Origin of the sequence: Chryseobacterium sp. SC28, assembly GCF_003932955.1 — a bacterium.
Classification (GTDB): domain Bacteria; phylum Bacteroidota; class Bacteroidia; order Flavobacteriales; family Weeksellaceae; genus Epilithonimonas.
Window position 1 is genome coordinate 17,776 of the sequence record NZ_QOVY01000019.1, and the last position, 18,102, is coordinate 35,877.

Genomic DNA, 18,102 nt, shown 5'->3' on the forward strand with positions numbered 1-18,102 from the left:
ATAATTAGTTAACAGATTTTGTGTCGATTGCAATTCCGGGACTCATCGTAGAAGACAGATAGATGCTTTTTACATAAGTTCCTTTGGCTGCTGTTGGTTTCAATTTTACCAATGTAGAGATCAGTTCTTGTGCATTTTCTTTAAGTTTAGCAGCATCGAAAGATACTTTACCAATCCCTGCGTGGATGATTCCATATTTATCTACTTTGAAATCGATTTTACCGGCTTTCACCTCAGCTACCGCTTTTCCGATGTCCATCGTTACCGTTCCGGATTTTGGGTTTGGCATCAGACCTCTTGGTCCTAATACTCTACCCAAAGGTCCTAATTTCCCCATAACGGAAGGCATCGTCACGATCACATCCACATCGGTCCAACCGTCTTTTATTTTTTGTAAATATTCGTCAAGACCCACATAGTCTGCACCAGCTTCTTTCGCTTCTGCTTCTTTGTCGGGCGTTACCAAAGCCAAAACTTTGATGTCTTTGCCGGTGCCGTGAGGCAGCGATACGACACCTCTTACCATTTGGTTTGCTTTTCTTGGGTCTACGCCCAGCCTGACCGCGATATCTACCGATGCGTCGAATTTTGCAAAATTTACTTCTTTTACCAAAGCCGCTGCTTCGTCCAGATTGTAAATTTTATTTTTTTCCACTTTGCTTAAAGCTTCTTTTTGCTTTTTTGTCAATTTTGCCATTTCTTTAAGTTTTAAGCGTTAGCTGGTTTCGTTCCTGTTACTCTCAGTCCCATAGACCTTGCGGTACCGGCTACCATCGAAATTGCTGGTTCTAGTGTGAAGCAATTGAGGTCTCCCATTTTGTCTTCTGCGATTTTCTGAACCTGCGCCCACGATACAGCACCTACTTTGTTTCTATTGGGTTCTCCGGAACCGCTTTTCAGCTTTGCAGCTTCCAATAATTGGATGGCAACGGGCGGAGTTTTGATGATGAATTCAAAAGATTTGTCTTCGTACACCGTGATTACCACCGGAAGAACCTGGCCGGGTTTGTCCTGCGTTCTACCGTTGAATTGTTTGCAAAACTCCATGATGTTGACCCCGGCAGAACCTAACGCCGGGCCTACTGGTGGAGAAGGATTGGCAGCGCCACCTTTCACCTGAAGTTTTACCATTTTAAAGACTTTTTTAGCCATTTTAATGTTTTAATTTGATTAATAAATAATTGAATGTGGAAGCATTAATTATTCAATATAAGTCCCTTAAGCATAATAGAAGACTTATATTTCGGACTGCAAAAGTATAAATTATTTTTGAAATAGCAAGTGGAATCTGTTGATTTTTAGAAATTTCTATTGATTGTAATTCAGAATCGACGTTACTATTTTATTATTCGTAGTCGTTTTTTAATTTTACATAAACCCCGTTGGTCCACCCGAATCCGTACTGATTAGGATATTCTCCGCCGCCTGCAATATGAGCCGTATCTATCGCATCATATTTTTCCATCAGCTTTCCTGTATGCTCATAAATTCTTTCTACATTGGTACACCAAGTATTCTTTATTCGTTCTGCAAGATCATCAAATCCATAATTGCGCATCGCTACATATCCCAACCATTGAAAGGGCGCCCAAGCATTTGGGGAATCCCACTGCTGTCCGGATTCTTTAGTCGTTGTGATCAGACCGCCGCTTTTCAAAAATTTTTCAGTTATAGTTTCTGCAACGGATTTCGCCTGTTCTGCTGTTGATAATTTGAAAAACAAGGGATAAAGTGTTCCTATATGTTCTGAAAAAGTATGCGCTTCGGTTTCGATGTTGTAATCTTTGTAGATTTTATCTTCCTCGCTCCAGAAATATTGGTTGATATTTTTTTTTCTGATATCTGCTTTTTGACGATAGTAATTTTTCTTTGCTTCGAAATTTTGAAGTTCTGACGCCTTTGCCAACGTACTTTCCAAATGCCAAAGAAGACAGTTGACATCTACCTCGGCAAGGCTTAATGTGTAGATGGTCTTCATAGAATGGCCATCGGCAAACCATCGGCTGGAGAAATCCCAACCCGATTCGCAGGCTGCCCGCACATTTCGGTGAAATTCGGGATTGCCTGAATCAGCGGCAACTTCCAGATCGACTCTATAACTTTCCCAACGGGGCGCATTTTTATCATCAAAATATCGGTTGAGGACATCGCCTTCTTTTGTTTTTGCCACTCGCCTGTATTGGTTATGGGCTTCTATTTCTTCTGCACCGTCCATCAAGAACCGATATTCCTTTTCCATTGTTTCAAAATATTGGGAATAGACAGTCTTGTCTTTGGTAGCTTCTGCCAAGAGATCCAACATCAAAGAAAAATAGGGTGGCTGCGAGCGGGAGAGGAAGTAAGTCCGGTTGCCGTTGGGGACGAATCCAAATTTATTGATAAGGTAAGCACAGTTTTCAATAATATTTTTCATCATTTCTATCCTGCCCGAAACTTGCAGACCCAGCATCACAAAATAGCTGTCCCAATAGAAAAATTCGTTGAACCGCCCGCCCGGAACGATGTAGGGCTTAGGAAGTTTCAGCAATGTTCCTTGGTCTTCATCAGCGGTTCTGGTAAGTTCATCCCAAAGCTTTTCGATGTAAGTTTCTATTGGCAATTTCTCTTCTTTATCAATAGATGGCTCCGTCTGATTGAATTTGAAATGTTTCAAAACAAATTCTTTTAGATGAAAGTCGTTTTTCCCTTTTTCTGAGGCGTACTTTTCATTAATTTCCGGAACAGGAAATAATGGAATGGCGTCTGCCATTACTTTTTGATCTTCAAAAATCTTAGACTTCTGAACGGCATCAAACAAATCAAAAATTTCTTCTATGTAAAAATTAGGCTGCATTTATATTTGATTTTTTATCTATTTTGTTAATGAAAAATATGACGACCATAAGCACCGTCATCGGAATGAGGGAAAAATAAAAGGCTTTGTGTCCGCCAACATTCTGAAAAAGATATCCGATAATCATCGAGCCGCAGGTTCCGCCAAATGCGGAAAAAAAGGTGAGAATCCCCGCCACTGCGCTGTGCCAGTGTTTCTCGGTTGCACTCAGAATGGTGGAGTTGATCAATGGATAGATTGGTGCCAAAAATAATCCGATCAGAGGAAAAACAAATCCGATCAGAGGAACATCGCTCAGATTTTTAATTTCTGTCACGGCAAGGTTGGAGGCTTGCGGAAGCACGAAAATGACGAGGCATGCTGCGCAAAGCAAACAAACGGTAAGATAAATATACCAATGGATTTTCTTGACGATAATCCCTGAAACGAACCTTCCAAAAGCAATCGAAAGCATCAAAATGACCGCCATCTGACCTGCCAATTTTTCGCTCAAATGCAGTACTTTTTGATTAAAAGTTGGCAGCCAAGACATAATGCCTTGCTCCGTCATCACATACATAAATGCAAAAACTGCAAATAGGATCAGCAAAGGTCTTTTCATCAGCTGAATCATATCTTTGAACTCATCAAGCGTGGATTTTGAAGTTTCGACAGCAGGCAGATTGAATTTGGAAAATAAAATGAAAACGAAAACCACCGCGATGAGACTTGCCAAAATCAGATAAACATCCAGCCAAGCGTTGGGATCCGTCTCACTATAGAACATGGGAAAAATGATATATGCGAAAACAATTCCCAGCATAAAGACACTTTCTATGTAGCTCATAAAGGATTGATGATCGCTCTCGTTCTCTGCAACGACGCCTATTAATGCCAAAACCGACACTTTGATGATGGCAAATGAAAATCCGGTGCAAGCAAACAGTAAAATGACACTCCAAAAAGAATTGCCAAAATACATAATAAAACAACCAAGAAATACCAAAGCATAACTGATGAGCATTCCTTTTTTATAACCTAATTTGGGTAAAAAAGAGCCAATCAGAAAGGCCACTACTGCAATAGTCAAATCCTTCGCCGGTTCTAGCAAACTGGCCTTGGATGCAGAAATCCCATAAACATTTTGAGATTTTTGAATTAGCAGTCCAACGCTGTTTAGCAAAGCGGCAAAAACAAAATAGTTGATAAACAGGATCAGCTTCAGCCCAAGATTTTTCATTTATGTATGTTGAATAAAACAAATGTATTAACGTTATGTTTACATTAATTTAACATAATAAATCATTCATTGCACTTCATTAATATAAATTATTATATTTAACGGAATTAATAATTAAAGCAATGAAGGTATTTTATGAAACGGTATTTGCCGATAAAAACTCGTCTTTTCGCGCATTGCATGTCAATTTCCCGGTAAAAGATCATCGTTGGGAATATCATTATCATCCCGAAATAGAACTGGTTTGTGTGATTTCAGGCACCGGGAGCCGCAACGTGGGTTATCATAAGAGCAATTATAAGGATGGCGATCTGGTGTTGATCGGATCTAATATTCCGCATTCCGGATTTGGAGTCGATTCTGCAGATCCGCACGAAGAGATTGTGTTGCAGTTCAAGGAAGAGATTGTGACGTTTCCAAAGGAAGTGGAAGAAATGTCGTCACTAATCAGATTGATGTCCCAAGCCCAATACGGGATACTATTCGGTCACAAAGTGAAACAGAAAATCCAGCCGTTATTTTATAAAATACTGGAAACTGAAAATTCTAAACGATATTTCGTTCTTCTCAATATTCTCTTTGAACTTGCAGAGACCCACGATTATATCCTATTGAATAAAGAAATCATGCCACACACCGTAATCTCTAAAAACAAGGAAAGACTGCAGACGATTTTTACGTTTGTAGAAAAAAATTATGAAAAAGAGATCGATATTAATGCGGTTGCTAATATGGCCAATTTAACTTTACCGGCTTTTTGTAATTTTTTCAAAAAAACGACTAAGCTTACCTTTACGGAATTCATCAATCAGTACAGGATTCACAAGGCGTGCCATCTGATTGTGCAAGGCAAAAGTGTGTCGGAGTCCTGCTATGAAACGGGATACAACAGCATCTCTTATTTCAGCAGAACCTTCAAAAAATATATGGGCAAGACGCCTACCGACTTTACCAACGAATTGTTGAAATAAAAAAACCACCGCGTCTAAGACGAGATGGCTATTATGATTTTTTGTAAAATATTTTTATACTTTTTCTACCTGCATAAAGCTGAGTTCCATCGGGGTTTTTCTGCCGAAAATCAGAACCGAAACTTCAACTTTTTTCTTGTCTTCGAGGATTTTTTCTATGGTGCCGTTGAATCCGTTGAAAGGTCCATCGATTACTTTTACATTTTCGCCCACGACAAAAGGAATTTCTACATCGGTAGCGAATTCGGAAAGTTCGTCCATTCTTCCGAGCATTCTGTTGACTTCAGACTTCCTCATCGGCACGGGCTCTCCCCCTTTGGTAAGGCTAAGGAAAGAAATTACACCCGGTATATTTTTGATGACGTGCGGTACTTCGCCCACCAGATCTGCTTCTATCATCAGATAACCTGGATAATAGGGTTTTTCTTTTGGTACCTTTTTGCCGTTTCGGATCTGCATCACTTTTTCCATAGGAATCACTACTTGGGTAACGTAGTCCTGCATATTCAATCTCTGGATTTCGTTCTCAATATAGTTTTTCACTTTATTTTCCTGTCCGCTAATAGCTTTCAGCACATACCATTTCGATTCGCTCATGAGGAAAGTAATTTTGGATTAGTTAAACAAATTAATAAACGTCGCCACAAAATTCTTGATCGTCACGCTGAAGAAAGAATCCACGCCAAATGTCAATAAAGCCAAGATCACCGTTGTCACAGAGACCACAATAGTTGAGGACTGCAACTCGGCCCATTTTGGCCACTCTACTTTATCTTTAAATTCTGTATAAGAACCCTTTAAAAATTCGACTAAGCTCATGATTTTCTTTTTGCACGGGCACTAGGATTCGAACCCAGATCAACGGTTTTGGAGACCGGTATCCTACCATTGGACGATGCCCGTAGATTAAAAAAGTTCCGTAAGTCTCCTTACGGAACTTCTATAAATGTTGGTCTTATTAATCTAAGATTTCGGTTACTTGACCTGCACCAACTGTTCTTCCGCCTTCTCTGATCGCAAATCTAAGACCCACGTTGAGAGCGATTGGTTGCAACAGTTCTACTGTAATTGTCAAGTTGTCTCCAGGCATTACCATTTCTACACCTTCCGGTAAGAAGATCTCACCGGTAACGTCGGTCGTTCTAACGTAGAACTGCGGACGGTACTTGTTGTGGAATGGGGTATGACGGCCTCCTTCTTCTTTAGAAAGGATGTAAACCTCTGCTTTGAATTTCTTGTGTGGTGTCACAGAATCTTTCTTAGCGATTACCATTCCTCTTTTGATGTCGGTTTTTTCAATACCTCTCAATAGTAAACCTACGTTGTCTCCGGCTTCTCCTCTGTCTAGGATTTTTCTGAACATCTCCACACCGGTGATTGTAGAAGTTAGTTTTTCATCACCCATACCCACGATGTCCACAGGGTCTCCGGTGTTGATCACTCCAGATTCGATTCTACCTGTTGCAACAGTACCTCGACCCGTAATAGAGAATACGTCTTCGATTGGCATCAAGAATGGTTTGTCCTGATCTCTTACCGGAAGTTCGATCCAAGTATCAACAGCATCCATCAATTCTTCGATTTTTGCAACCCATTTTGGATCACCGTTCAATCCTCCTAAGGCAGAACCTTGGATGATTGGTGCGTTTTCTCCATCATAGTCGTAAGAAGATAGAAGATCTCGGATTTCTAATTCTACTAATTCTAATAACTCTTCGTCATCCACCATATCTACCTTGTTCATAAAAACAAGTACATTTGGTACATTGACTTGGCGACAAAGCAGGATATGCTCTCTGGTCTGCGGCATTGGTCCATCTGTGGCAGCAACTACCAAGATAGCGCCATCCATCTGTGCAGCACCGGTTACCATATTTTTTACATAATCCGCGTGACCCGGACAATCTACGTGCGCATAATGTCTGTTGGCCGTTTCGTATTCGATGTGAGCAGTATTGATAGTGATACCTCTTTCTTTTTCTTCTGGCGCCGAATCGATAGAAGAGAAATCTCTTGCTGTTCCGAATCCTTTATCAGCTAATACTTTACTGATTGCCGCTGTAAGTGTAGTTTTACCATGGTCAACGTGACCAATAGTACCAATGTTCAAGTGGGGTTTGTTACGATTAAACGTTTCCTTTGCCATGATTTAATATTTATTAATTAATTAATTATTTTTTTGGTTTGCAAATATAACGATTTTTTGAATATCAAAAATAATTTTATTGGATTTTTAAAATTTTGATACTCAGTACTAAGCTCGATTTTTAATCGTCATATTCCGAGCACAAAATTATAAATTTAATCTCGGATTATAAAAAAATCCCGAACACTTTCGGGATTTCCTGAGCCAACTACGGGATTTGAACCCGTGACCTCTTCCTTACCAAGGAAGCACTCTACCCCTGAGCTAAGTCGGCCTAAAAAAAAATCACATTCCGAAAGGTTTGTGATTTTGAGCGAAAGACGGGGGTCGAACCCGCGACATTCAGCTTGGAAGGCTGACGCTCTACCAACTGAGCTACTTTCGCAATTCTTTGTTTCCAAAAAACGTTGGCAAACGGTCTGCAAATCTAAAAATAAATTTTCAAATTGGCAAAAATCTTTGAATAAAAAGTGGGGAGAGCAGGATTCGAACCTACGTAGCCGAAGCAGCTGAGTTACAGTCAGCCCCATTTGACCGCTCTGGTATCTCCCCTCTCAATATTGTGGTATCAATGAGCCTCCAGAGGGATTCGAACCCACGACCCCGAGATTACAAATCACGTGCTCTGGCCAGCTGAGCTATGGAGGCAAATAGATTTCAAAAAACTTCTTGCCCGCTACACTGCAGTCGTTTCAGTTTTGCGAGTGCAAATATGAGATACTTTTTTGAAATCTACAAATAAATTAAACGTTTTTTTATTTATTTTTAAAGTGCCAATTCTTTTTTCTTGATTAGCAGTTTCTTAGCTGTATCAAAGCATTCATCCAAACTTTCCTCAAACGTTGCGCAGGTCTTTTTCACCACAATATCATCGCCGGGAACTTTCACTACCAGCTCTGTGGTTTTATTTTCTTTTTCTGATGTGTTTTCGACTTTCAGGTAGACAGCGATTTCTACAATCTTGTCGTAAAAAGTTTCCAACTTGCTCAATTTTTTTTCAATTCTTTCTTTCAATGGTTCGTGCGGTGTAACACCTACGCTCTGAATTGTAATCTTCATAACATCTGTTTTTAAATGGTTAAACAATAAAAAAAATTGTAAAGCTTACTTCATATTATCGTTTTTTTTAGTTTCTCGGGGATGTGCATTTTTATAAACTTCTTTCAGCTTTTCTATGTTCGCACCGGTGTAGACTTGCGTGCTGGCCATGCTGGCGTGACCCATCAACTTTTGAACTTTTGAAATTTCTGCGCCTTCATTCAGGACGTGCGTTGCAAAAGTGTGTCTCAAAATGTGCGGACTCCTGATCTGCTTGGAAGTCACAAGACTAAAATACCTATTAACGACCGAATAGACAAACTTTTCGCCCAGTTTTTTTCCTTTTTTATTAACAAAAAAATAATGCTGGTTTTCGCGCTCGGGAAGGCGCACGGCAAGATAGGTTTTGAAATCGGAGAGCAACTCATCCGATAAGGGGATGATTCGGGCTTTGTTGCCTTTTCCGATGACCATTATTTGTTTGGCAGAAAAATCGACATTTTGCAGAAGAAGATTGCACAGCTCTGCCTTTCTGATCCCCGTTTGGTAGAGCGTTTCTACAATCAGTTTTTCCAGAAGTGTCATTGTCCCTTGCGCTTCTATTTCTGTTTCCATCAAGTTCATTTCTTGTAATGAGAACGGAATCCTTTTTTCGGGATAGAACTTTAGCGACTCGATGGTTTCCATTGGCGATACTTTGATTTCTTGCAATCTCAATATGAAAAGATAAAAACTTCGGAGAGTCGATAACTTCCTGTTGATACTTCTTTTGCTCAGTCCGGAATTGCTGAGTTCTATGATAAAATTTTTTATGACTTTTTTATGAACGTGAACCACATCATCGGTGGCCTCCGTTTTCAAAACGAAAGCCGAGAAATCCGACAGGTCTTTTCTGTAAGTAATGATGGTGTGCGGAGAATATCGCTTTTCTACCGCAATGTAATCCAGAAATCTTTCTATCATAGGTTCTAAAAATGCAAAATCACTTCCAAATATAGAAATTCGGAAGTGATTTATGTTATATTTTTTTCTAAAAAAACTAAGCTTGTTCGTCTTTGCTCAAGTTTCTTTGCTTATGAGCTGCTTTTAGTTTCGACTGTCTCAAAAGTACCGATGGTTTGATGAATTGCTGTCTCGCTCTGAGTTCTCTTACCACTTTGGTTTTATCGAATTTTCTTTTGTACTTTTTTAAAGCTCTGTCGATAGACTCTCCGTCTTTTACTGGAATTATTAACATATTTTACATCTCATTTTGGATTGCAAAAATAGGAATTATTTGTTAATGCGCAAATTTTTTGTAAAGTTAATTTACCAAAATTGATCTAACAATCCTTTCAAAATAATATTGGATGCCAAGTAAAAACTCTGCTAAGTTTTTTGAAGTCTCTCGGCTTGCGCAAATTGTTAAATCTTGTCTGATGTTGAATAAATGTTGATGGGATGACAAAAACCATAGCCCCGATTGCAGTGGAAATCCTTTTTCTTTTTTTCAAAAAAAAAAAGAAAAAGATTGCAACGGAAAGCGGGATGAAGCTCCTAAATAATTCTTCTAAAAACGAAAAACTCCCGAATCCGGGAGTTGGTTGTTAGGCTTTGATGTAAAGTGCTTTTTTGATTTCTTGTTTTACCTTTTCCACTTTTGGGAACCATTCTGCGAACAGCGGTGCGGAATACGGCGCGGGCGCATCGGGCGTGGTAATCCTTTTGATGGGTGCATCCAGATAGTCGAAGGCTTTCTGCTGAACCATATAGGTAATCTCGGTGGAGATGGAGGCAAACGGCCAGGATTCTTCCAAAATGACCAGCCTGTTGGTTTTCTTCACCGATTCTAAAATGGTGTCGTAATCCAACGGACGGACGGTTCTTAGATCGATCACTTCTACGGAAATGCCTTCTTTTTCGAGATCTTGTGCGGCTTGCAATGCCAATTTCATAATTTTGCCGAAGGAGACGAGGGAGACGTCTTTTCCTTCTTTTTTGATATCAGCTTTTCCGATCGGGATGTAGTATTCTTCCTCAGGAATTTCCATTTTGTCGCCGTACATCTGCTCGGATTCCATAAAAATTACCGGATCATTGTCTTGGATTGCCGATTTCAAAAGTCCTTTTGCATCATAAGGATTGGAGGGGACGATCACTTTGAGACCCGGGCAGTTGGCGTACCAGCTTTCGAATGCTTGCGAGTGCGTGGCGCCCAATTGCCCTGCAGAAGCGGTGGGGCCGCGGAAAACGATGGGGCAATTCCACTGGCCGCCGCTCATCTGGTAGATTTTAGCAGCGTTGTTGATGATTTGATCGATCGCGACGAGCGAGAAATTGAACGTCATAAATTCTACTATCGGACGATTTCCATTCATTGCGGATCCTATGGCGATTCCCGAAAAACCAAGCTCTGAGATGGGCGTATCGATGATTCTTTTGGGGCCAAACTCGTCCAGCATTCCTTTGGATGCTTTGTAGGCACCGTTGTATTCTGCAACTTCCTCTCCCATGAGAAAGATAGATTCGTCTTTACGCATTTCCTCGCTCATTGCTTGAGCAATTACTTCACGAAATGTATATTCTTTCATTTGATAATGTTATGATTTTTTTGTTGACGAAATTAGAATTGCTGACTGCTTCCTCAGATCATTTTATGGTATTGAAAAATGATTTCTGACTAAATTTCGAAATACAAAAGTATTAATTTTTTTATTATTTGCATAACAAAAAAAGCTTCCGATAGGGAAGCTTGTTGTTAGAAGAAATATCAATGCCGGTTAGTTCACCTTATACCAAGTCTGGTCTCTGCCAAGCATCGAGATGCCGAGGTAGCCTCGCACGTTCAGCTTGTCGCCGTTGCGGGTAATGGTGCATTTGTACGTTTTGCCTTTTTTCGGGTCGGTGATGGTACCGCCGGTAAACTCGTTGCCTTCTTTTTTGAGGCCGCGTATAATTTCCAAACCGATTAAAGGTTTATTTTTCCGGTCATCTTTGCACGCCACGCAGTTGGCATTTTCAGGTTTTGAAAGCAACTGTACAATTTTCCCATAATATTTCCCATCGGGTTTTTTCCAAATCTCGACGATGGATTTTGGTTTTTCGGTTTCGTCATCGATGGTTTTCCATTTTCCTTCGATTTGCGCAAACGACAGCACGCCGATTAGCGACAGGGCGAAGGTTGTAATTAATTTTTTCATTGTCTTTTTATTTTTTTAGTTTGGTTTTGGTTAGATAAACATTTTATATTGTTAACTTTAAATTAACATTGATAAATGTATAAATTAATTTCAATCCGGCAAATATTTTTTGCTATACAGAGCATAGGTTTAAAAAATAAGGACAAGACTGCTTTTAAACAGAGATTAATTTTGAAAAAAAATTGACAATTCTGCGCGCTTGATGCCGCCTCTCCACTTAATAATTTTTGGAGCAACCAAAACACAGACAAATTTGCTATTTTTGCGCTATGACATTCATCAAAAACAATCTTGCCAATGCCTTTACTTTGGGAAATCTTTTCTCGGGCTGCGTCGGGATTGTTCATTTACTAAGTGGCGATTATCAAACCACGGCCATTTGCATCATCATATCATTGGTTCTCGATTTTTTCGACGGATTTATTGCCAGAGCTACGAATTCCGGCAGTAATCTGGGTACGCAGTTGGACTCTTTGGCAGATGTTGTAAGCTTCGGTTTCCTGCCAGGAGTTGCAATGATGAAAATGTTGGAACCTTTCGGAAACCATTTTTTGGGAATCGAATTACCGTTTGAAATCAAATATTTTGGGTTTCTCATCACGCTTTTCTCTTGTCTCAGATTAGCGATTTTTAATTTAGATGAGGAGCAACAATACTATTTCAAAGGTTTGAATACGCCGAGCAACACCATTTTGATTTTTGGATTATTTTACGCATTCGAAGAAACGGGGACGTTTGGTTTTTTATTCGATCGTGCATTTTATTTGTTGGCGCTAACCGTTCTTTCATCTTGGCTTCTCATCAGTCCCATCAAAATGATTGCAATGAAATTCAAATCCAAAAAAATAGAAGATAATTATCCAAAACTGGCTTTGTTAATCGGTGGTATTTTGATTTTATTAATTTTCAAAACCATCGGAATTCCTTTAATCATCCTCTATTACATTTTGATTTCATTAATTTTTCAAAACCAACTGAAGTAGAAATGAGAAGTTAGAAATTAGAAATTAGAATAATCATTCATCAAATTATAAATAAATGAACTTAAAACTTTATAAACCACTTTGCATCTTCGATCTGGAAACCACGGGAACCAGGATCGGCAAAGACCGAATCGTGGAAATTTGTATTCTGAAAGTGAATCCCGATGCTTCCCGAGAAAGCAGAACTTGGCTCGTAAATCCGGAAATGCCAATTTCCAAAGAATCCTCGGCGATCCACGGCATTTATGATAAAGATGTCGCCAATGCGCCTACTTTCCAAGAAATTGCGCCAAAAATTATGGAGATGATAGCGGGGGCAGACCTCGGCGGATTCAACTCCAACCGGTTTGACATTCCGCTTTTGGCAGAAGAGTTTTTGCGTGCAGGTTTTGATTTCGATTTGAGTAAAATCAAACTCGTAGATGTGCAAACGATCTATCACAAATTGGAGCCCAGAAATCTCTCCGCGGCGTACAATTTTTATTGTCAAAAAACTTTGGAAAACGCGCATTCTGCCGAAGCGGATGTTTTGGCAACCTTCGAAGTCTTGGATGCGCAGGTTGGTCATTACGAGGATTTGCCTAATGAAGTGGCCGGTTTGAGCGAACTGTCTTTCCACAACCGGTTTGCCGATCTGGCCGGGATGATTCATTTTAATGAAAAAGACGAAGAGATTTTTGCGTTCGGAAAATACAAAGGGCAGGTGGTAAAAGAGGTTTTCCAAAAAGATCTGGGCTACTACGGCTGGCTTCAAAGTGCTGATTTTCCGCTTTATACCAAAAAGATATTTACCAAAATCCAGTTGAAGTCGAGGTTCTAAATAGAGCAATTTTAAAAATTTAACAATGCAAGCGATTGTTACATTGATAGACTATTAAATTATGACATTAATCTTATGAAAATTATCTGCGTTGGAAGAAATTATGGCGAGCACGCGAAAGAATTGGGAAACGATATTCCCGAGGACCCTGTCATTTTTATGAAACCCGATACGGCAATCCTGAAAAAAGGCTCTGATTTTTACCTTCCCGAATTTTCGGAGGACATCCATTACGAATTGGAAGTGGTGCTGAAAATCTCGAAAGGTGGGAAATATATCCGGAAAGAAAATGCTGCGGCTCATTTCGAAGAGATTGCTTTGGGCATCGATTTCACTGCCAGAGACATTCAGAGCAGGCTGAAGGCCAAGGGGTTGCCTTGGGAATTAGCCAAAGCATTTGACGGATCGGCGGTGGTGTCGGATTTTGTATCGAAAGAAAATTATGATTTGCAAAACCTTAATTTTTCATTAACGAAAAATCGCGAGAAAGTTCAGGACGGCAATACAGGCGACATGATTTTCAGTTTCTCGGATATTATCGCTTTTGCTTCCCAATATTTCACTTTGCGAGTGGGCGATTTGATTTTTACCGGCACGCCAAAGGGCGTGGGACAAGTTTTAGAAAACGATTTGTTGGAAGCATTTTTGGAGGAGAAAAAACTCTTTTCTCTCAGGATTCAATAATCAAAATTGTTGACGGTTATCAGTTTTGCGCCAAGGACAATGGCTACATTTTTGCTCATTTTTTAATATAAACTATAGGTTATGAAAAAAATTATTTTACCTGTCGATTTTTCCGACAGTTCCAACCAATTAGTGGATTACGCCATCGGTTTCGCTAAGGAAATCAATGCGGAAATCCTATTGATACACGTTGCTGCTGCCGATATTGGATTCGTTATCGGCGATATGGGTTTCCAATATTTTCCGGAAGTAGAGGAAAACGAAATGAAATACGAATTAAAAGAACTTCATAAACTGCAAGAAAAAGTGCTTGCCAACGGCGTGCAGTGCTCTCATATTTTGAAACAAGGCATCCCGGGCGACACGATTCTGGAATATGCGGCTGAAAACTCTGCTGATTACATCGTGATAGGATCGCACGGAAGAAGTGGTTTCTATGATGTTTTTATCGGAAGTCTGACGAAAGAAATTACCAAAAAATCTAAGATTCCGGTTTTGGTGGTTCCTTGTCACGATGAAAATTAAGGGAAGGCTTGAAGGGAGAAAAAAAATACGAAACCCATCTTGCGAGAAACAGGACGGGTTTTTAGTGATGACAACTCGAATGATTTTTTAACCTTCGTTTTTATAAATTTTGGGATCGTAATAAGGATGTTTTCCTTCTGTGGGAGAGTGGTATTCTCTGTCTTCTTGGCCGCCCAGCTTCACTACCAAAACATAACACCAGTAAACGAAAAATCCCATTGCTACAAGAAATAATACCCAATTGAGAACATTTCCAAAAAGATCAAAAAATCCGAAAGACCATTTGAAAGCATCACTCAACGCCAACCAGAAAGATGTCATAATTTTTCTTTATTTAAATTAACTTTGCACAAATTTATAAAAAATGTTTCGATTACTTTCAAAAGAAAGCAATATTTTTTCTGTACCCGCGTATATCGGATTTTTGTTTTTGATTTTCCTCTCGCTTAACCTGTTGGATTTCAAAAGCATCAATGTCATTTCGACCATTATTACGTTTACAGGAATCAGCTTGGGATATTTTTTATTCAACACCATAGCACTCAATCGGTTTTCGCATCTTCCGCTCTTTCTCTACACGCTTTTTGTGGCAGCATTCTACGACGGCACCATAGATATGGGACTCAGCATCACTTTTTTGACGAGTTCAATTGTACTGCTGATTTTGACGAGCCAGAACGATCAGTTGCGAAAAAGTTCCTATATGCTTGTAGGCGCGCTTTTAGCGTTCACATTTCTGGTTTTTCCGCCGAGCTGGCCAATGACCGTCTTCGTGATTTTTCATATCATAGGCACTTCTGCAAGAGTTGGTCTTAATCTGTTCCGCCTGTTATTTGGTTCAATACTTATCGTGCTGTGTTATTTTGGATTGATGTATCTGATTGGATACACCACTTGGGACAGTTCCTTTTTTCCATTTTCAATCTCATTTGAAATGCCAAAAAGTTATGATCCTTTATACTTTCTGATTCCTATTATTGTGATGATCCTCTATGCGCTCGCAGATCATTTCAAACATTACAACGAAAAGAGCCCGATCAGCCGGTACAAATATACTTTTGTGCTCGTCTTTTCCTTGGCTCAATTGATTACCATCATTTTCTATATGGGGGTTCAGTACGAGTATCTTTTACTATTGGCTTTGCCAACGAGCATTATTATCAGCAGAATGCTTCTTTTCCTACCTAAGTATTGGATGCAGGAATTAGGACTTTGGATGGTGGTTTTTTGTCTGGCAGCATTTAAAATTGCTATTTTTGTACATTACTAAATTGGATGTAGGATGGTTCAAATTGATGATAAACTGATTTCCGAAGATATATTTTCAGAAAGCTTTGTTTGCAACCTCAGCAAATGCAAAGGCGCTTGCTGCGTGGATGGTGACACCGGTGCTCCGCTGGATAAAGAAGAATTGGCCATTCTGGAAGAAATTTTCCCTAAAATAAAATCATATTTACGGCCGGAAGGCGTGCAAGCCATCGAAGAATTGGGAACTTGGGTCGTAGATCCGTATGACGGGGGCTACGTCACCACCTTGGTAAACGGAAGCGAATGCGCTTACGTGATTTTTGATGAAAAAGGAGTCACCAAATGTGGCATCGAAAAAGCCTATGAAGATGGCGCCATCGATTGGAAAAAACCTATTTCCTGCCATCTCTACCCTATCCGTGTGAACGAATACAAAACCTTCACCGCGCTCAATTATCACGAGTGGGATATCTGCAATGATGCCTGTACTTTGGGAAAAGAATTGCAGGTCAGGATCTATCAATTTCTGAAAGAACCGCTCATCCGAAAATACGGCGAAGAGTTCTACAAAACCCTGTGCGAGGCGGCAGAAGAATGGGAAAAGGAATACAATTCATAAAAAATTTAGCCTCACTATTTTACAAAAAAAAAGAATCCTGATTGGGATTCTCTTTTTCTAAGTTTAAGCTGTAAAAATAAATTATAATTTAAACTCATCATCGGAAATTGGCGGGTTGATTTTGATATCCGAGTTCTTCACGTTGATTTCTTGCCCCGCCATATCCATCGTCATCTCTTCAACGAATTTGATGCCGTCCACATCTGTATATTTAATGATGGTAGCACCTCCTTTTGCACTTTCTGTTTTATAAAGCAATCCTGTTGTCACATCAAAATAATATTTGGAGTCGTCAGAAGTCAGCACATAATAATCCTTGCCTTCCAACTGTATTTTCTCCACCGTTTTCATTTTCGCCGGATCCAGTCCGAGCGCTTCTATCACTTTCGATGTTTTCAGTTTCGCAATCTGGTCTTCCGGAAAGTCTGCTTTCTGACCCATTTGGTTGGCATAGCCCTTTTCGCCATCAAAAACCTGCACCCACTCTTGTCCCATGATGTCTTGGGTCGATTTATATTTGTTGTCCTTCTTGATGGTTTTTCCTTCAAACTCCATCCCCATCGCACTGATGGTATTTTTCATAGAAAGTGTTTTTACAGATTCCAATTTTTCCTTACCTCCGAGGGCGGTAACATAGTTATCTATAATTTGTTTGGCCGTTGGCAATGCTTGGGCAGACATAGTGGCAACTATCATCAGAGAAAGCGCAAATGTCAAAATAATTCTTTTCATAATTAACGTCAATTTTTCTTAAACAAAAGTAACTAAATTCTGAGTACATTGCTTTCATTTTCAAATAATTTTAAATAATCGATTGATATTTTCAAGACGGAATCGGCCAAAATCGATTTAAACCTATAACGAAAAAATGATATTTTTGCAAAACCTATGGCTATTGGAACTCTAAAAAGAAAGAGAAGTATTCATCAAAGAAGAAAAAAGGCCTTCCTCAAAAAGCGCTGGATTCTCCTCATCATACTTGCGTTTTCTTTGCTTGCAACGGGATTTTATCTCAGACAAAAGATCGGCTATTATTTTTCCTATTACCTCGGCAAACGCTTTCAACATAAAGATCTTAGCAATACCGAATGGGAAACCGCGAGAATAGACAGAATCGTGGGGCTGTATGCCAACCAAACTTTCGGTTTCGATTTGTCTCATTATCAAAAAAAAGAAGATATCCAGTGGGACAGCCTCAGCATCGGCAACCGGACTATTCCTTTGAAGTTTGTGATTCTGCGAGCCAGTATGGGAAACCGAAAGCTGGACGCCTATTTTGACCATTTCTGGCAAACGGCCAAGGCCCATAATTTGATCCGCGGTGCCTACCATTTTTATCGTCCGGACGAAGATCCTGTGATGCAGGCCAATTCTTACCTTTCCGTCGCGAAATTGGAATCGGGAGATCTGCCTCCAATCCTCGATATAGAAAAAGCGCCAAGAAAAAAGTCGAAAGAAGAATTGGTTTCTGATCTCAAAATTTGGATCAAAATAATGGAAGAAACCTATGGCGAAAAACCAATTATCTACACCTATTATCACTTTTACAAAGATTACTTGAAAGGCAAATTCGATGATTATCCGCTTTGGCTGGCAAATTACAATGATGTGCCGATGCCCTCTCCGGATGACGAATTTCAGTTTTGGCAATTCTCCGAAAATGGCATTGTTTATGGCATTAATTCCAAAGTAGATCTTGATATTTACAATGGAAATCTTTGGAGTTTGAAAATGCTGACGATTGATTAGAATTTCTAATTCTTCAAAAACTCTTCCACATCTTTACAAAGTTCCTCTGCCCTTTCAACCGGTACGCCTGCGAAGCAACTTTGCATAT

22 protein-coding genes and 5 tRNA genes are annotated in these 18,102 nt (G+C 39.7%); 8 read left to right on the top strand and 19 right to left on the bottom strand.

Annotated features, from left to right (window positions below; all coding sequences use genetic code 11):
• Window positions 1-4: 4 nt before the first annotated feature.
• From rplA to DTW91_RS10350, 4 genes are all read right to left on the bottom strand, one after another.
• Window positions 5-697, bottom strand: coding sequence for a 50S ribosomal protein L1 (rplA, locus tag DTW91_RS10335; RefSeq protein ID WP_125203306.1), 693 nt, complete (start codon window positions 695-697; stop codon window positions 5-7).
• Window positions 698-708: 11 nt separating this feature from the next.
• On the bottom strand, window positions 709-1,152 hold the full coding sequence (gene rplK, locus DTW91_RS10340) for a 50S ribosomal protein L11 (protein ID WP_125203307.1): 444 nt from the start codon (window positions 1,150-1,152) through the stop codon (window positions 709-711).
• A gap of 193 nt (window positions 1,153-1,345) precedes the next feature.
• Complete coding sequence (locus DTW91_RS10345; protein ID WP_125203308.1) at window positions 1,346-2,833, bottom strand: trehalase family glycosidase; 1,488 nt, start codon at window positions 2,831-2,833, stop codon at window positions 1,346-1,348.
• Window positions 2,823-4,052 (bottom strand): MFS transporter, encoded by a 1,230-nt coding sequence (locus DTW91_RS10350; protein ID WP_125203309.1) that lies wholly within the window; start codon window positions 4,050-4,052, stop codon window positions 2,823-2,825. The genes DTW91_RS10345 and DTW91_RS10350 overlap by 11 nt, the downstream gene beginning before the upstream one ends.
• Window positions 4,053-4,174: 122 nt before the next feature.
• Here DTW91_RS10350 and DTW91_RS10355 point away from each other — a divergent pair, with 122 nt between their 5' ends.
• Window positions 4,175-5,023, top strand: coding sequence for an AraC family transcriptional regulator (locus tag DTW91_RS10355; protein ID WP_125203310.1), 849 nt, complete (start codon window positions 4,175-4,177; stop codon window positions 5,021-5,023).
• A 54-nt stretch (window positions 5,024-5,077) separates the two neighbouring features.
• On the opposite strand, the gene nusG is transcribed toward DTW91_RS10355, so the two are convergent.
• From nusG to DTW91_RS10420, 13 genes are all read right to left on the bottom strand, one after another.
• The gene (gene nusG / locus DTW91_RS10360) at window positions 5,078-5,620 is read right to left on the bottom strand and encodes a transcription termination/antitermination protein NusG (RefSeq protein ID WP_125203311.1); all 543 of its coding nucleotides are present in this window, start codon (window positions 5,618-5,620) and stop codon (window positions 5,078-5,080) included.
• A gap of 18 nt (window positions 5,621-5,638) precedes the next feature.
• Window positions 5,639-5,842, bottom strand: a complete 204-nt coding sequence (gene secE, locus DTW91_RS10365) for a preprotein translocase subunit SecE (protein ID WP_125203312.1) — start codon at window positions 5,840-5,842, stop codon at window positions 5,639-5,641.
• Window positions 5,843-5,855: 13 nt separating this feature from the next.
• Window positions 5,856-5,926: transfer RNA gene (locus DTW91_RS10370), tRNA-Trp, on the bottom strand.
• Between the two features lie 55 nt (window positions 5,927-5,981).
• A complete protein-coding gene (gene tuf / locus DTW91_RS10375; protein ID WP_125203313.1) occupies window positions 5,982-7,169 on the bottom strand; it encodes an elongation factor Tu in 1,188 nt (395 codons plus the stop codon).
• A gap of 202 nt (window positions 7,170-7,371) precedes the next feature.
• Window positions 7,372-7,443: transfer RNA gene (locus DTW91_RS10380), tRNA-Thr, on the bottom strand.
• A gap of 38 nt (window positions 7,444-7,481) precedes the next feature.
• Window positions 7,482-7,554: transfer RNA gene (locus DTW91_RS10385), tRNA-Gly, on the bottom strand.
• 86 nt (window positions 7,555-7,640) lie between these two features.
• Window positions 7,641-7,721: transfer RNA gene (locus DTW91_RS10390), tRNA-Tyr, on the bottom strand.
• A gap of 22 nt (window positions 7,722-7,743) precedes the next feature.
• Window positions 7,744-7,817: transfer RNA gene (locus DTW91_RS10395), tRNA-Thr, on the bottom strand.
• Window positions 7,818-7,934: 117 nt separating this feature from the next.
• Window positions 7,935-8,228, bottom strand: coding sequence for a ribosome hibernation-promoting factor, HPF/YfiA family (hpf, locus tag DTW91_RS10400; protein WP_125203314.1), 294 nt, complete (start codon window positions 8,226-8,228; stop codon window positions 7,935-7,937).
• A gap of 45 nt (window positions 8,229-8,273) precedes the next feature.
• Window positions 8,274-9,170: a tyrosine-type recombinase/integrase gene (locus tag DTW91_RS10405; protein WP_125203315.1), complete on the bottom strand. Its 897-nt coding sequence runs from the start codon at window positions 9,168-9,170 to the stop codon at window positions 8,274-8,276.
• Between the two features lie 76 nt (window positions 9,171-9,246).
• The gene (gene rpsU, locus DTW91_RS10410) at window positions 9,247-9,444 is read right to left on the bottom strand and encodes a 30S ribosomal protein S21 (RefSeq protein ID WP_125203316.1); all 198 of its coding nucleotides are present in this window, start codon (window positions 9,442-9,444) and stop codon (window positions 9,247-9,249) included.
• 349 nt (window positions 9,445-9,793) lie between these two features.
• On the bottom strand, window positions 9,794-10,777 hold the full coding sequence (locus DTW91_RS10415) for a pyruvate dehydrogenase complex E1 component subunit beta (RefSeq protein ID WP_125203317.1): 984 nt from the start codon (window positions 10,775-10,777) through the stop codon (window positions 9,794-9,796).
• Between the two features lie 189 nt (window positions 10,778-10,966).
• Window positions 10,967-11,386, bottom strand: a complete 420-nt coding sequence (locus DTW91_RS10420) for a DUF2147 domain-containing protein (RefSeq protein ID WP_125203318.1) — start codon at window positions 11,384-11,386, stop codon at window positions 10,967-10,969.
• Window positions 11,387-11,655: 269 nt separating this feature from the next.
• Here DTW91_RS10420 and DTW91_RS10425 point away from each other — a divergent pair, with 269 nt between their 5' ends.
• The 4 genes from DTW91_RS10425 (at window position 11,656) to DTW91_RS10440 (ending at window position 14,398) form a co-directional block, all read left to right on the top strand.
• Window positions 11,656-12,369 (top strand): CDP-alcohol phosphatidyltransferase family protein, encoded by a 714-nt coding sequence (locus DTW91_RS10425; RefSeq protein WP_125203319.1) that lies wholly within the window; start codon window positions 11,656-11,658, stop codon window positions 12,367-12,369.
• Window positions 12,370-12,424: 55 nt separating this feature from the next.
• On the top strand, window positions 12,425-13,189 hold the full coding sequence (locus tag DTW91_RS10430) for a 3'-5' exonuclease (protein ID WP_125203320.1): 765 nt from the start codon (window positions 12,425-12,427) through the stop codon (window positions 13,187-13,189).
• A gap of 75 nt (window positions 13,190-13,264) precedes the next feature.
• Complete coding sequence (locus tag DTW91_RS10435; RefSeq protein WP_125203321.1) at window positions 13,265-13,873, top strand: fumarylacetoacetate hydrolase family protein; 609 nt, start codon at window positions 13,265-13,267, stop codon at window positions 13,871-13,873.
• A gap of 81 nt (window positions 13,874-13,954) precedes the next feature.
• Window positions 13,955-14,398, top strand: coding sequence for a universal stress protein (locus DTW91_RS10440; protein ID WP_125203322.1), 444 nt, complete (start codon window positions 13,955-13,957; stop codon window positions 14,396-14,398).
• Between the two features lie 87 nt (window positions 14,399-14,485).
• Here DTW91_RS10440 and DTW91_RS10445 read toward each other — a convergent pair whose 3' ends face one another.
• Window positions 14,486-14,719 (bottom strand): hypothetical protein, encoded by a 234-nt coding sequence (locus tag DTW91_RS10445; RefSeq protein WP_125203323.1) that lies wholly within the window; start codon window positions 14,717-14,719, stop codon window positions 14,486-14,488.
• 43 nt (window positions 14,720-14,762) lie between these two features.
• Between DTW91_RS10445 and DTW91_RS10450 the strand changes: the two genes are divergently transcribed.
• Both DTW91_RS10450 and DTW91_RS10455 read left to right on the top strand, forming a co-directional pair.
• Window positions 14,763-15,668, top strand: coding sequence for a DUF6427 family protein (locus DTW91_RS10450; RefSeq protein WP_125203324.1), 906 nt, complete (start codon window positions 14,763-14,765; stop codon window positions 15,666-15,668).
• 12 nt (window positions 15,669-15,680) lie between these two features.
• A complete protein-coding gene (locus DTW91_RS10455) occupies window positions 15,681-16,265 on the top strand; it encodes a DUF3109 family protein (protein ID WP_125203325.1) in 585 nt (194 codons plus the stop codon).
• Window positions 16,266-16,346: 81 nt separating this feature from the next.
• Here the strand turns inward: DTW91_RS10455 and DTW91_RS10460 are convergent, their stop codons facing one another.
• Window positions 16,347-16,997, bottom strand: coding sequence for a hypothetical protein (locus DTW91_RS10460; protein ID WP_125203326.1), 651 nt, complete (start codon window positions 16,995-16,997; stop codon window positions 16,347-16,349).
• Between the two features lie 156 nt (window positions 16,998-17,153).
• On the opposite strand from DTW91_RS10460, the gene DTW91_RS10465 reads away from it, so the two are divergent.
• On the top strand, window positions 17,154-18,014 hold the full coding sequence (locus DTW91_RS10465; protein ID WP_125203327.1) for a glycoside hydrolase family 25 protein: 861 nt from the start codon (window positions 17,154-17,156) through the stop codon (window positions 18,012-18,014).
• The last annotated feature ends 88 nt before the right edge of the window (window positions 18,015-18,102 follow it).